General features: G+C 68.9%; 13 protein-coding genes. 5 read left to right on the plus strand and 8 right to left on the minus strand.

The features are described from left to right. Nucleotides 1-38: 38 nt before the first annotated feature. The 3 genes from AB0I35_RS13430 to AB0I35_RS13440 form a co-directional block, all read right to left on the minus strand. Nucleotides 39-1865 carry a long-chain fatty acid--CoA ligase gene (locus AB0I35_RS13430; protein WP_357396108.1) on the minus strand — a complete coding sequence of 609 codons (1827 nt, stop codon included), beginning with the start codon at nt 1863-1865 and terminating at the stop codon, nt 39-41. A 131-nt stretch (nt 1866-1996) separates the two neighbouring features. Then, nucleotides 1997-2674, minus strand: a complete 678-nt coding sequence (locus AB0I35_RS13435; RefSeq protein WP_357396109.1) for a GTP cyclohydrolase II — start codon at nt 2672-2674, stop codon at nt 1997-1999. A 54-nt stretch (nt 2675-2728) separates the two neighbouring features. Further along, nucleotides 2729-4210, minus strand: a complete 1482-nt coding sequence (locus AB0I35_RS13440) for a PfkB family carbohydrate kinase (protein WP_357396111.1) — start codon at nt 4208-4210, stop codon at nt 2729-2731. Nucleotides 4211-4425: 215 nt separating this feature from the next. Between AB0I35_RS13440 and AB0I35_RS13445 the strand changes: the two genes are divergently transcribed. Next, nucleotides 4426-4812 carry a hypothetical protein gene (locus AB0I35_RS13445; RefSeq protein ID WP_357396112.1) on the plus strand — a complete coding sequence of 129 codons (387 nt, stop codon included), beginning with the start codon at nt 4426-4428 and terminating at the stop codon, nt 4810-4812. A 3-nt stretch (nt 4813-4815) separates the two neighbouring features. On the opposite strand, the gene AB0I35_RS13450 is transcribed toward AB0I35_RS13445, so the two are convergent. From AB0I35_RS13450 to AB0I35_RS13460, 3 genes are read right to left on the minus strand one after another with little or no spacing between them, the layout of a single operon-like run. Next, entirely contained in the window at nt 4816-5895 is a 1080-nt protein-coding gene (locus tag AB0I35_RS13450) for a quinone-dependent dihydroorotate dehydrogenase (RefSeq protein ID WP_357396114.1), read from the minus strand. An 8-nt stretch (nt 5896-5903) separates the two neighbouring features. Next, nucleotides 5904-6131: a DUF5703 family protein gene (locus tag AB0I35_RS13455; protein ID WP_067638350.1), complete on the minus strand. Its 228-nt coding sequence runs from the start codon at nt 6129-6131 to the stop codon at nt 5904-5906. Further along, entirely contained in the window at nt 6131-7126 is a 996-nt protein-coding gene (locus AB0I35_RS13460) for a hypothetical protein (protein ID WP_357396115.1), read from the minus strand. Before AB0I35_RS13460 ends, AB0I35_RS13455 begins: the two co-directional genes overlap by 1 nt. 166 nt (nt 7127-7292) lie before the next feature. On the opposite strand from AB0I35_RS13460, the gene AB0I35_RS13465 reads away from it, so the two are divergent. The 4 genes from AB0I35_RS13465 (at nt 7293) to AB0I35_RS13480 (ending at nt 11272) form a co-directional block, all read left to right on the plus strand. Then, on the plus strand, nt 7293-7637 hold the full coding sequence (locus AB0I35_RS13465; RefSeq protein ID WP_357396116.1) for a hypothetical protein: 345 nt from the start codon (nt 7293-7295) through the stop codon (nt 7635-7637). A gap of 6 nt (nt 7638-7643) precedes the next feature. Then, on the plus strand, nt 7644-8174 hold the full coding sequence (locus tag AB0I35_RS13470) for a hypothetical protein (protein ID WP_357396117.1): 531 nt from the start codon (nt 7644-7646) through the stop codon (nt 8172-8174). A 58-nt stretch (nt 8175-8232) separates the two neighbouring features. After that, on the plus strand, nt 8233-10272 hold the full coding sequence (locus AB0I35_RS13475) for an MMPL family transporter (protein ID WP_357396119.1): 2040 nt from the start codon (nt 8233-8235) through the stop codon (nt 10270-10272). Between the two features lie 85 nt (nt 10273-10357). Next, nucleotides 10358-11272, plus strand: coding sequence for a hypothetical protein (locus AB0I35_RS13480; protein WP_357396120.1), 915 nt, complete (start codon nt 10358-10360; stop codon nt 11270-11272). Between the two features lie 114 nt (nt 11273-11386). Here AB0I35_RS13480 and AB0I35_RS13485 read toward each other — a convergent pair whose 3' ends face one another. Beyond that, nucleotides 11387-12304 carry a heme ABC transporter ATP-binding protein gene (locus tag AB0I35_RS13485; RefSeq protein ID WP_357396122.1) on the minus strand — a complete coding sequence of 306 codons (918 nt, stop codon included), beginning with the start codon at nt 12302-12304 and terminating at the stop codon, nt 11387-11389. Then, nucleotides 12301-13422 carry an iron ABC transporter permease gene (locus AB0I35_RS13490; RefSeq protein WP_357396123.1) on the minus strand — a complete coding sequence of 374 codons (1122 nt, stop codon included), beginning with the start codon at nt 13420-13422 and terminating at the stop codon, nt 12301-12303. The genes AB0I35_RS13485 and AB0I35_RS13490 overlap by 4 nt, the downstream gene beginning before the upstream one ends. Nucleotides 13423-13466 lie beyond the last annotated feature (44 nt).

Genomic DNA, 13466 nt, shown 5'->3' on the forward strand with positions numbered 1-13466 from the left:
GGCCCCGCACGGATGCGGGGCCACCGGTTCTTTCGGACCTACTTCACGTTCACGACGCCCGCAGGCGGTTCGGCCGCGTAGAGCTCGGCGATCCGGTCGACGTATTTGTTCGCGATGGGGGTGCGCTTGAGCGACATCTTCGGGGTCAGCTCGTCACCACCGGGCTCCCACAGCGTCTCCACGATGTGGAACCGCTTCACCTGCTCCACCCGCGACAGCTTCCGGTTGCCCGCGAGCACCGCCTCCTTGACCTCCTCGATGATCTCGGGGCGACGCGACAGTTCGGCCAGGGTGGCGTCGGTGGCACCGAATTCCTTGGCGCGCAGGGCGGCGACGTCGGGATCGAGCATGACCAGGGCGGTGATGTAGGGGCGGGCGTCGCCGATCGCGACGGCCTGGCCGATCATCGACGAGGCCGCCTTCATGGCGTTCTCGATATTGGAGGGGGCGATGTTCTTTCCCGCCTCGCTGATGATGAGTTCCTTCTTGCGGTCGACGATGCGCAGGTAGCCGTCGGCGTCGAGCGTGCCGACATCGCCGGTGTGCAGCCAGCCCGCGTCGTCGATGGCTTCGGCGGTCTTGTCGGGCATGTTGCGGTAACCGCGGGTGATGATCGGGCCGCGGATGAGGACCTCGCCGTCGGCGTCCAACCGCAACTCGACCCCGTCCATGACGCGACCGACCGAACCGGGGCGCGGTTTGTCGATCTCGGTGAACGTGCCGACACCCGAGGTCTCCGACATGCCCCACACCTCGCTCACCGAGAAGCCGAGGCCGAGGAAGTACTCGAGGGTTTCCGGCGGTACCGGGGCGGCACCGGAGGCGGCGACCTTCAGTTCGGCGAAACCGAGCGCGTCACGCAACTTCGACAGCACCAGCGCGTCGGCGATCTTGTGCTGCACACCGAGCAGCAGCGACGAGCCCTCGCCCGCCAGCTTGGCGCGCGCGTCGGCGACACCGACACCGATGGCCCAGTTGGCCAGCGCCTTCTTCACCGGGCTCGGTTCCACGGCGAGCTTGTTCTCGATACCGGTCTTGATCTTCTGCCACACCCGTGGCACACCGAAGAACACCGTCGGGCGGGCATCGGGCAGGGCGGCGGCGATCTCGCGCGGGTCGGGGACGGTGGTGATCTGCACACCGGTGAGCAGACTGATCGCGTGCGCGGAAATGCGGTCGGCGACATGGGCGGCGGGCAGATACGACACCGCGCGGTCGTCGAAACCGACCGGCAGCGGGCCGGAGACCAGGCCGACGACCTGCGCGATCACATTGCTGTGGGTGAGCTCCACGCCCTTGGACGGGCCGGTGGTGCCCGAGGTGTAGATGAGGGTGGCCAGATCACCGGGCTCCACGGCCTGCCAGGCGGCGTCGAAATCGAAGTCCGGCAGTGGGTCCGATTCGAGCTGGGTAAGTGACACGGTGTTCTCGGCGGTGCCGTCGACGAGGACCGTGTGCGCGATCTCGGCGCCGGATTCCCGGATCACATCGAGGAAGGCCTGCTCGGTGATGACGACCTGGTTGCCCGCGTTGGCGAACACGTGCGCGATCTGCTCCGGCGAGCTGGTGTTGTACACCGAGAACGGGGTGGCGCCCAGGTGCAGGGCGGCGGTGTCGACCAGGTTGAACTCGGGCCGGTTGGTGAGCATGATGCCCACCGAATCGCCGTGTCCGACACCGAGTTTCGCCAGGCCGGCGGCCAGAGCGCGCACCCGGGTGGCGTATTCGGACCAGGTGATCTCCTGGGTGCCGCCGACGGTGCGCAGCGCGATCTGGCCGGGCCGCAAGGCGGCGGTCTGCTGGAAGGCGGCGGGTACGGTGTGCACCGTGACCCCGGAAGCGTGCGCGAAACCGATCTCTGTCATATCCCTGTTCCCATAGGCCGAGCTGAAGTACCGAACCAATGAGACGGCTTTCCTCACATCATCTCGAGGCGAAGGCGTCAAAAGTGGCACGGCTCACATATCGTAGCCGGATATCGGGAATCGCGGGGCGTTTACCTGCGGCGACCGGGCCACCACCACGTCCGGCGGCGGGAATCGGCGACCTGGTCGTCGACGGGGATGGTGTGGTGCCGGTGCACGCGTTTGGCCTGCAGATACTGTCTGCCGCGGGTCGAGGAAAGGGTGATCGTCAGCGGTACCGGGTCCACGTCGATGCCCGCATCGGTCAGCGCCCGGCACTTGTCGGGATTGTTGGTCAGCAGGCGTACCCGGCGCAAGCCCAGCTCGGCGAGTGCGTCAGCGGCGGGTGCGAAACGGCGGGTGTCGGCGGGCAGGCCGAGGCGCTCATAAGCCTGGAACGTGTCGGCTCCCGACAATTCGCTCTCCCGGTACCCCCTGGCCTTCCAGATCAGGCCGGCGCCGCGCCCCTCCTGCTCGAGATAGACCAGCACACCGCAGCCCTCGGTTTGGATGCGGTCCATCGCGGTGCGCAGTTCGGCGCCGCAGTCGCAGTCGTCGGAGCCCAGGCTTTCGCCGTAGAGACAGCGTGAATGCAGCCGCACCAGGCAACCGTCGCCGGGATTGCCGAAAACCAGCAGATGCCCGCCGTCGCGGGGGTCGGCGATCTCGACGACCCGCACCGGAAGATGTCCGCCCGCGCGGCCCAACCGGTGGGCGGTGTCGGCCCCGGCGCGTGTGCTCGCGGCCCTGCCGAACGACAGGATGGTCAACGATCCTCCGAGGTGGGACGGGGTGCGGTGCGACGCCGCGACTTTACCCCCGGTTCAGGCTCGCGGCGCGTACAGGCGCACGATGCGATCGATGTCGTCGACACCGGGCATGGTCACCGCGACCGCACCCAGCTTCTGGGTCGGAATCATCGCGGCGGTTGCCCATGCGAAATCGGCTGCGGTGAGCGCGGTTCGGCTGTTCACCAGCCGATGCGCCAGCGCCCCGGTGAATGCCGCCGCCGCACCGACGGAGGCCTTGAGTACCTGGGGGAAGTGATCGATGACGGTGTTCACCGTGTCGGAGGCGACCACGCAGCGGAAGTTCTCGACCGTGCACACGGTGCCGACGCCGAGCCCGCGCAGTAGCCGGGCGATGTCGTCGCCGGACTCGGCGGGCACGTCGGGTAGCAGCGCGGCGAGTTCGGCGGCCGTGCCGACCAGGTAGTCGACGGCGCCGAAATGCTGGTACAGCCCCTGGGGAACCGGCATCGACGGGGTGGGACACACGATCACGGGCGGTTTGGGTTGCAGCTGCGAGACCGTGGCCAGCACCTGTTCGATCACCGCCGGGGGCTGCTCGAAACTCAGGATCACCACATCCGAGGACTCGAGGGCACCGCGCAGCTCGGGGCGGTGCAGGTCCTCGTCCTGCAACTGCACGCGGGTGTCGCGGCAGCCGATCATCCGCGATTCGCCGTTGGGAGCCAACACGACGGCGGTCACCAGCGACGGCGCGAACAGAACTACCTTCACCAGATCCAGGTGCACACGCTCGGTTTCGAGGAACTCACGGATGCGGCGGCCGTACTCGTCGTCACCGACCGCGCACACCAGGTGCACGTCGATGCCGAGCCGGGCCGCCGCCACCGCCCGGTTGAGGCCTTTGCCGCCGGGATGACCGGTGAAGCTGCCGCTGGCCGCGCTGGTGGCGGTGGGAAAGTCGTCCACCCGGTACAGGTGGTCGATCACCGCGTCACCGAACACCGTCACCACCCCGCGTTGAGCGGGCGGCGGCGCGGTCGGCGCGGGCGCGGCGGGCTGAGCCATCGGATAGCCCGAGTCGGCGGCGAGCAGCCCGGCCAGGGCGGTGAACGCGGCGTGTTCGGCGACGGTGCGCAGACGCTTGACGGTGGGAGCCTCGGGGATCGGGTCGACATCGAGCAGGGTGTGCAACGCGACCCACTGTTCGGTCAAGGCCTCTCGACGTTCGCCGAGGTTGTCCGCGTACAGGCGATCGACGTCGACACCGACGCCCGGCCGGTCCCGCCACAACCCGAGACACAGGGCGGCATCGACGATGAGCCGATCGGTCGGGGCGAGCCACTGGGCGACCTCGCGCACCACCGGCAGGATCGCGGCTTCGACACTGTCACCGGTGCGCCTGGCGTGCCTGCGCACCGACAGCAGCTCGAGCAGCGGCGCGGCGTCGATTTCGGTGTGGCGCAAGCGTTCCGCGCTCAGGCCGGAGTATTTGCCGAGGCGCGTGAGGATGCTGCGGAGAGCGGCGACACGGGCGTCCTGGGGAACCATCGACATGTCCGCCTCCCGTCACCTGACGACCCGCGACCACGCGGTCGCCGGACTGCGATCGCCACAATCCCGGGTTTGCCACGCCCGATTTGCGGCAATTACCTCTCTACAATGGCAATTGACCCGGACAAAAGGCAAATGCCACACTGGGTTACGGGGGAGCGCCCGCCCCGCCGGACACCCGGACAGGTGAAGCGCCCGCCGGGGAAGGCAGGTCCGCGATGATTTTCCGCACCGACGACACCATGCGCAGCGACCGCACACCGGAATACGCCGACCGCGTCGGCCCCGATTCCTGGACCCTGAGCTGGTTGCCCGGCTATCTGCTCACCACGGAACAGGCTCGCGCGGGCATGGAACTGGACGAACTCGTCAGCGATCTCGGCATGGCCTACGACCGCATCGCCCACGCCGAGATCAGCGCCCGCGCCGACATCCTCGGCATGATGTGGCAGCAGGCGCTGATCAAACTGGCCAAACGGCTCGACGCCCGTGCCGGGCGCGAACCCGCGGGCGAGTCGTTCCACGATCCGCCCGACCGCCGGGTCGGGTGGGGGCCGCCGAGACTGCCGCACGGCGACCGTGCGCGGAATGTGTACTACGGGTGAGGCTCAGGCCTTCGCGGTGCGGTGTTCGGCGCCGACGGCTTGGGCCAGGGAGGTGAAACCGCCCGCGCGCAGGTTGGCGGCGATGCCGCGATGGATGCGGGTGGTCCAGAAGGGGCCGCCGTAGATGAAACCGGTGTAGCCCTGCAACAGGGAGGCGCCGGCGAGGATGCGCTCCCAGGCCTGCTCGGGGGTTTCGATACCGCCCACCGAGATCAGTACGAGCTTGTCGCCCACGCGGGCGTAGAGGCGGCGCAGGACCTGCAGGGAACGCTCGGCCACCGGGGCGCCGGACAGCCCGCCCGCGCCCATCGCCTCGACCTCGGCGGCGGGAGTCTTCAGGCCGTCGCGGCGGATGGTGGTGTTGGTGGCGACGATGCCGGCCAGACCCAGTTCGACGGCGAGGTCGGCGACAGCGTCGATGTCATCGTCGGACAGGTCGGGGGCGATCTTCACCAGCACCGGCACCGACACCACCTCGAGCACGGCCGCCAGGATCGGGCGCAACGATTCGACCGCCTGCAGATCGCGCAGGCCGGGGGTGTTGGGGGAGGACACGTTGACCACGACGAAGTCGGCCAGCGGACCGAGCAGGCGCGCGCTGGTGGCGTAATCGGCTGCGGCCGCATCGGGTTCGACGACCTTGGTCTTACCGATGTTCGCGCCGATCGGCACCGTGGGGTGCGCGCCGTGCAGGCGGGCAGCCGCGGCGGCCGCGCCGTGATTGTTGAAACCCATGCGGTTGATCAGGCCGCGATCGGCCGACACCCGGAACAGGCGCGGCGCCGGATTACCGGGCTGGGCCTGGGCGGTGACGGTGCCGATCTCGGCGAATCCGAAACCGAGCGACCCCCAGGTGTTCGCGCCGTCGGCGTTCTTGTCGAAACCGGCGGCCAGCCCGAGTGGCGCGGGGAAATCGACACCGAACGCGGTCGTCGCCAGGATCGGATCCTCGACGACGGTGAGCTTGCGCGCCAGCCACCGCGTGGGCGGGAACCAGGTCGCGAACCGCAGGGCCGCGAACACCAGGTGGTGCACCCGCTCCGGCGGGATCAGGAACATCAAACGTAACAGCAGGGCGTACATGGGTCGGCTCACAATCCGGGTTCGGGCACAGGGAGGACGGCGGTCTTTCGGCGGCGCAACAACACCCGGCGGCTGCCGTCGGTGTAGGCGCGCACCCGCGACAGTTCCCAGCCACCGAATTCGGCCTGGATGGCCAACCGCATGGAGGCGGAGACCCGGGTGACCTCCGGTGGCAGGCGAAGTGGCACGTATTCGTAGTCGTCGTTGCTGGTTTCCCAGCTCGGGGGAGTCGCCATCACAGCCCTCTCTTCCGCTGTCCGGCCCCGATCCGCTGCAGACCCTCGCCTGCGGCCGAGGCGACGAACAGGTCGCCGGTGCGTTCGTCGACGGCGATCGCGTCGGGCTGACGCACGGTGGTCAAGCGGTCGACCTCGACACCGATGCCGGTCGACAGGTCGTACCCGACGACCTCGTTGCTCTCTGTGCACGACACCCAGACCGTGTCCGAGCGCGGATCGTAGGCCAGGGCGTAAGGCGCCGATGCTACCGGGAACCGCTGACGCAGCACGAGCGGACCGGCCGAGTAGACGAGCAGTTCACCGCCGTCGGTGTCGGCGACGAGAATACGGCCGTGCGGGTCGGTCAGGGCGTTGGTCGCGCCGTCACCCGCGCGCAGCATCAGGCCGAGCGCGTCGGTGCCGACACCGACGACAGCGGTCTGTTTGCGGTCCAAGACGGTGATGGCGTCGCCGGTGACCGCGAGCGCGTCGGCCGAGACCAGACCGGTGACGGTGCGGGTGACGACGCCGGTGGGGTCGAGGACGCGGACGGTGCCGTCGGCGGTGCCGACGACCAGGCTCGCATCGGGCCGGATCTGCACACTGCGCACGTCACCCTCGACGGGCAGTTCGGTGATCGCGCCCGAATCGGCACGCACCCGCAGCACCCGGCGCTCGGCGGCGACGAGCACCTCTCCGGCCGTCCCTTGCGCCAGGGCGGCGCCCGCGACGGGCAAGGTGACGCGCTGGGTGCCCGCCGAGTCGATCAGGGCGAGCGTCGTGCCCGCGGTGTCGAGCGCGGCGAGCCGACCGGTCGCCCGTTCGGCCAGTAGCGCTTTCGTTGCCGACAGCGGCGTGACACTCCCGGCCGGGACACCTGCCACGACGGGCGAGACCGCGGCGGTGGCCGGTTCCCGGGTCGGCACAGAGGGACCGCTGTCCTCACCCGCGCAACCGGTGGCCACCACAAGTGCCGCCAGCAACGTCGAGGCGACCGAGCCACGAAGGCGCATGCACCGAACTCCTTCAATTCCGCACGAGATGACCGCAGATCACCATCTGACCATGATGACTCACCAGTAGCTCCGACCGGGTGGCCCGCGCCGCGACGTCGGTGACGCGCGTTACTGTTGACGTGTCGACAACTGATCGCCCCTCGCAGCGGCAGGAGAACACACGATGACCGAGCCCACCGCGTCGGGTTTCGGTATCGATGACCTGTCGCTCGGCCCGTTCGCCCACGGTTTCGGCACCACCGACGACGGGCGGCCCTTCGCCTTCCGCACCCGGCGCGCCACCCTGACCGTCCAGATATATCGCCCCGACCTGGGCGAAACCGTGCCAGGCTCGGCCGATGTGGTGGCCCAGGCCAGTGCTCAGGTCACCGATATCGACCTCGACGACGAGCGAAGCGTCGTCGCGTTCGTGCGTGATCTGATCGAACACGCGCAGCCCGTGCATCGGCCCGAAACCAGTGTTCGCGGCATCCTCGGCCGGATCGGTGCCGTCATTGATGGTATGTAGATGGTGATGTCTTCCACACTTATCGCCAGGGCCGCTGCGGCCACCGCCTGCCTCACGGCCCTCGCCGTCCTCACCGCCTGCGGTGGGACCGACGAGGCCTCGGTCGACGCCGCACGGTCCTCGGCCAACGCCTCCCTGTCCTCCTCGGTCGCGATCTCGTCGAGCAAGGCCAACGTGCCGCTGCCGACCGCCGCCGAACTCGACGCGCAGATCAAACGCGCGCTCGACCCCAACCTGCCCGACGACGAACGCACCGCTCTCATCGAGGACGGCGCCGCGTTCAAGGACGCGATCCCCGACATGTACAAGGCGCTACGCGACAACCCGCACGCCGTGTACGGGGTCGTGGACCCGGTGTTCGACAACCGCGACGGCACGCTCACCGCGACCATGCGCCTGGACAAGGACGGTTCGGGCACCAATGTCCGCACCACCATCGTGCATTTCGTGCTGATCGACGGGAAGTGGAAGATCTCGCGCACCGATCTGTGCGGCATCCTGCGCTCGGCCGACTACCGCACCGCCGCCTGCGGCTGAGATGCGGGAATCGCGGTCGATGCGGTGGGGGCGGTTCGTCCACCGGCATCGTTTTCTCGTGCTCGGGTTGTTCGTCCTCGCGGTGGCGATCTCCGGGTGGTACGGCCGTGACCTGGCCGGTCGCTACACCCAGGAGGGCTGGTTCGACGAGGACAGCCAATCGGTCGCCGCGTCGAAACTGGCCGACGACACCTTCGGGCGCGACACCGACGGCGACCTGATCGTCATCTACACGGCCCCGGCCGGCGCCACCGTCGACGATCCGGCGGTGCGCGGCCCGGTCCTGGCCGCTCTCAACGGTTTACGTGCCGAGCACGGCGAGCGCATCCACAAGATCGACAGCTACTGGGACAGCCCGTTCTCGGCGAACGCCTCCGACCCGACCAAACAGCACGCCTTCGCCAGCATCGGGCTGGCCGGTGGCGGCGGCACGGCGACGGTCGACAACTACCTGGCACTCAAACCGCACCTGAACGCCGGTGTGCCCGGCGGCGGACCCGGTGGGACGACGGTGCAGCTGGCCGGGTTGCAGCCGGTGGTCGAGGGCATCAACATCGGGATGCAGCACGACATCCGGCGCGCGGAGATCATCGCGTTGCCGATCGTGGCGATCCTGCTGTACTTCGTGTTCGGCGGGGTGATCGGTGCGTTGCTGCCGGTGCTGATCGGTGGGCTCACCATCCTCGGCACCTCGGGAATTCTGCGGGTGCTCACCGACCACATCGAGGTGAATGTGTTCGCCAGCGCCGTGATGACGCTGGTCAGTCTCGGGCTGGCGATCGACTACGGGCTGTTCACGGTGACCAGGTTCCGTGAGGAGCTCGCCGCCGGGCGAAGCGTGGAGGAAGCGACCGCGCGCACCGTGGCGACCGCGGGCCGCACGGTGCAGTTCTCGGCCGGCATCATCGCGCTCAGCCTCGGTGCGTTGTTCATCTTCCCCAACGGCGTGCTGCGCTCGGTGCCCTACGGTGGCATCTCGGCGGTGATGCTGGCGGCGCTGCTGTCGGTGACCGCGCTGCCCGCCGCCCTGAGCATCGCTGGGCGGCGCATCGACTGGCTCGGCTGGCAGCGGTTCTCCCGCACCGAGACCGAGGCCCAGATCGATGCCGGGTTCTTCTCCCGCCTGGCGACCTGGGCGATGCGCAGGCCGTGGGCAGTGGTGATCCCCATCGTGCTCGGACTGCTGGCACTGAGTATTCCGTTGCGCCACATCGAGTTCGGCGGGATCAGCGAGAAGTATCTGGCCGCCGACAACCCGGCGCGGGTGGCGCAGGAGGATTTCGACCGGCTGTTCCCCGGTTTCCGCACCGAACCGTTGAAGCTCGTCGTGGTCGGTGCCTCACCGCAGCAGCTCGGCGATATCCGGTTCGAGGCCAATCGGATTCCCGGATTGACCGGTCGGTTCGAACCGGCCGCGCCGACGAAGAACGACGTGAACGTGCTCTCGGCCGGGCTCGGTGACAAACGCGACGCCGACCGGGTGATCGATTCCCTGCGCGCCCTGCCCGCACCGCCGGGGGTCGAGATCATGGTCGCCGGTATTCCGGCGCTGGAGCGCGACAGCATCAACGGGTTGATCGACGGGCTGCCACTGCTACTGGCGATTCTCGTCGCCGCGGCCCTGGCTTTGATGATCGTGGCGTTCCGGTCGGTGATCCTCGCGGTGAAGGCCGTGGCGATGAGCGCGCTCAGCCTGGTGTCCACGTTGGGTGTGCTGACCTGGATCTTCGTGGAAGGGCACGGGGCTGGGGTCTTCCAGTTCACACCGGGGCCGTTGATGTTCGCGGTGGTCGCGTTGATCGTGACGGTCATCTTCGGGTTGTCCACCGACTACGAGGTGTTTTTGCTGTCGCGCATCGCGGAGAAACGCGCCTCCGGCGCCGACGCCACCGAGTCGATCCGCTACGGCGTCGCCCACACCGGCGGCGTCATCACCTCCGCCGCCGCCATCCTCATCGTGGTGACGGGTGCTTTCGGGTTCTCCGACCTGGTGCTGATGAAGTACATCGCCTACGGGATGATCGTCGCGCTCATCATCGACGCCACGATCATCCGCATGGTGCTCACACCGGCGCTGCTGAAGATCATCTGGCGGTGAGGCAGAACCAGGCGGTCGGCCCGGGTGAAAGGCCGTGCCGGACAACGTAGTTCTGTCACAATGAGGTATGGGCCGCACGGTACACGTGAGCATACTGGCGAACCTGGTCGAGAATCGGCGCCTCGATGTGATCGGTCAATTGATCCGGGACCATGACTATCTCGCGTGCGTGAGCGATCCAGGTTTTCGATCGGATGCGCACCCGGACACCGCGGTCTCCGACAGCGACTACGACCGGTGGCGTTCGGCGACCGAGGACCTGCTCGGCGCCATCGGCGAATTACAGGCCCGGGCACGGGAAGTGGGTGCGCATCTCGAGCTGCCACTGGGTGAGACCCTGTTGTGGTCGCTGCGGTACGCGAGGAGAAACCGGCGGCTGCGCGCGAACTACGACACGGACGCTGCCGAACTGCGCGCCGAGTTCCACCGGGTGATCGCGGAGTACAAGCAACGTACCGGCGACCTGACCGAATTCCTCGAAGAAGAGCACCGACGCACACGGCAGCGCATCGAAGAGGAACAGCGGCTGCGCGAGGAAGAACGAGAGCGCGAGCGAGAGCGCATCCGTTCGCGTCGTGCCGCGGCGCTGGACGCGGCCACCGGGGCGCAGTGGGCCTACGAGATCACCGACTACTCGAATGCGCGCACTTTCTGGATCTACCTGTCCACCCTGGACGCCATTCTCGGGGCAGAGGGCGAACTGACCGTGGCCGAAGTTCAGGAAGCCCTGCGTGCCGAGCGCGAACACCACCCGTATACGCAGGTGTCGTGGGGTAACGAAACCCGGCGGGCACTGACGGACAGATATGCGAGTGAGGCCGAAGGCTGGCAGGCGCTGACCGGTGAGCTGATCGATCCGCGCCCACACGATCCGACCAGGCCGCGACGGTCCGGGAAGTACTACGGCCCCTCCAGCAACTATGGAGGTGACGGAGGTGGTGGCTACTCCGGCTGCTCCGGTGGTGGCTATTCCGGTGGATTCGGCGGCGGTTTCCGGTAGGACCAGCCCCGCCGGTCCTCGCGGCTACACCCGTCGGCCGCGGTAGCGGGTGCGGACCGCCGCGGAGCTCGGTTACGGCAGGCGCCTTCGTCGCAGCGTGGTGCGAGTGGTGGTTCAGGGGCGGGTGCGGTCGGGGAGGACCAGTTGCAGGCCGGTGACGGGGTGGTCGAAGACGTCGACCGGGTGTCGGTAGATCTTGGTCAGCAGGTCGCGGGTGAGGACTTCTCGCGGTGGGCCGTCGGCGGCGACCCGGCCCTCGTCGAGGACGGTGACGCGGTCGGCGTAGGCCGCGGCCACCCCTAGATCGTGCACCACCACGACCACCGCCGCGCCTTCGGCGGCGCGGTCGGCGGCGAGCCGCAGTACCGCTTCCTGGTGGCCGATGTCGAGGGCGGCGGTGGGTTCGTCCAGCAGCAGGGTTGCGGTGTCCTGGGCGAGGACCCGGGCCAGGGCGACGCGGGCGCGTTCACCGCCGGACAGGGCGGGAAAGGTGCGGGCGGCGAGGTGGGTGACGTCGGTGGCGGCCAGGGCGGCGGCGATCAGTTCGTCGTCGCGGTCGGCGGCGGGGGTGTGCAGCCACGGTGCGCGACCCATGGCGACGACCTCGCGGGCCGTGAACGGGAAGCCGACGGTGTGTGATTGCGGCAGGACCGCGCGGCGGCGGGCCTTGTCGGCGTGGGTCCAGTGCGAGAGGGCGTGGCCTTCGAGTTTCACCGTGCCCGAGGTGGGTTCGAGCTCACCGGCCAGGGCGGCGAGCAGGCTCGACTTGCCCGCGCCGTTGGGTCCGACCAGCGCGACGATCTCACCGGCCGCCACCCGGAAGTCGACGTCCTCCAAAACCGTGCGCTCCCCACGGCGCACGGTGAGATCCGTCGCCCGCAGCGTGACGGTGCCCGGTTCCGGGCGCGCGGGAACATCGGGAGTACGGGCGAACAGCGACCGCCACGACGTCGACTTCCGCCGCTGAACCGGGGTACTCGCGGCCGTTCGGTCGAGTACCGGGCGCGAAGAGGGCCGGCTCGGTGTGCTCATCCCCAACCTCCGGCCTTGGCCCTGGTGCGGCGCAGCAGCCAGAAGAAGAACGGGCCGCCGATCAGTGAGGTCAGCATGCCGAGGGGCAGGTCGGCATTGCGGACCAGGGTGCGCGCGGCGACGTCGGCACCGAGCAACACCACCGCCCCGACGACGGCGCTGAGGGGCACGAGGACCCGGTGCCCCGGGCCGACGAGCATGCGCACCACATGCGGCACGATCAAGCCGACGAACAGGATGATGCCGCTGAACGCCACCCCCGCGGCGGTGAGTACGGCGACCACCACGATCACCTGCCTGCGCAGCCGCTCCACGTCGACACCGAGGTGACGGGCCGCGGAATCACCCAGCGCCAGCAGATCCAGGCGCGGCGCGATGAGCACGGCGGCCAGTATTCCGCTTCCGGCGAGGACGGCGACGATGGCGACCGACGGCCAGGTGGCGCCGTTGAGGCTGCCCAGCTGCCAGAACACGATCTGGTCCCGGGCGGCGGGTGTGGCGATGAACAGCAGCAGCGCGATGAGACCACCGGCGAACGCGTTGATCGCCACACCGGTGAGGATCAACGTCACCACCTCGGTGCGACCACCCGAACGCGACAGCACATAGACCAGCGCTGTCGTGACGAGCCCGGCGACGAACGCGGCCGCCGCTATCGACCAGGCGGCGACGAACGCGCCACCGATCACGATCACCGTGCCCGCACCGACCGCCGCACCGGCGGACACCCCGATCACGCCCGGTTCGGCCAGGGGGTTGGCGAACACGCCCTGCAACAATGCACCCGCTGTCGCGAGGACCGCGCCGACCAGAACGGCCAGCACCACCCGGGGAAACCGCACCTCCCACAGCGTCACCTCGCCGGCCGGATGCGCGGGCATCGGGCCGAAATCGAGTCCGATCCGGTGCGCGACGCTGCCGAGCACCTCCGCGGCGGTCGTCGGCACCTGGCCGAGCACCGCCGACACGACGGCCAGAATCACCAGCGCGGCCAGGGCGACCACGAACACCACCGTCACCCGGGTAGTTCGGTGTCGCGGACCCGGCAGCGGGTCAGGCGTCGCATCGGTGATCCGCGCCGGATCGGCGGACTTGATCAGCTCCGGGGCGTCACTCATGCGACGTCTCGGAGCTCGTCGGGCATACCAGCCGTTCGCCTGCC

The sequence above is a fragment of the Nocardia sp. NPDC050378 genome, from assembly GCF_040655675.1.
Taxonomy (GTDB): Bacteria; Actinomycetota; Actinomycetes; order Mycobacteriales; family Mycobacteriaceae; genus Nocardia; species Nocardia coubleae.

Coding starts and splice junctions, on each gene's coding strand:
- AB0I35_RS13430 (WP_357396108.1), bottom strand. CDS start 1,865: ATGACAGAGATCGGTTTCGCGCACGCTTCCGGGGTCACGGTGCACACC.
- AB0I35_RS13440 (WP_357396111.1), bottom strand. CDS start 4,210: ATGTCGATGGTTCCCCAGGACGCCCGTGTCGCCGCTCTCCGCAGCATC.
- AB0I35_RS13445 (WP_357396112.1), top strand. CDS start 4,426: ATGATTTTCCGCACCGACGACACCATGCGCAGCGACCGCACACCGGAA.
- AB0I35_RS13450 (WP_357396114.1), bottom strand. CDS start 5,895: ATGTACGCCCTGCTGTTACGTTTGATGTTCCTGATCCCGCCGGAGCGG.
- AB0I35_RS13455 (WP_067638350.1), bottom strand. CDS start 6,131: ATGGCGACTCCCCCGAGCTGGGAAACCAGCAACGACGACTACGAATAC.
- AB0I35_RS13460 (WP_357396115.1), bottom strand. CDS start 7,126: ATGCGCCTTCGTGGCTCGGTCGCCTCGACGTTGCTGGCGGCACTTGTG.
- AB0I35_RS13465 (WP_357396116.1), top strand. CDS start 7,293: ATGACCGAGCCCACCGCGTCGGGTTTCGGTATCGATGACCTGTCGCTC.
- AB0I35_RS13470 (WP_357396117.1), top strand. CDS start 7,644: ATGTCTTCCACACTTATCGCCAGGGCCGCTGCGGCCACCGCCTGCCTC.
- AB0I35_RS13485 (WP_357396122.1), bottom strand. CDS start 12,304: ATGAGCACACCGAGCCGGCCCTCTTCGCGCCCGGTACTCGACCGAACG.
- AB0I35_RS13490 (WP_357396123.1), bottom strand. CDS start 13,422: ATGAGTGACGCCCCGGAGCTGATCAAGTCCGCCGATCCGGCGCGGATC.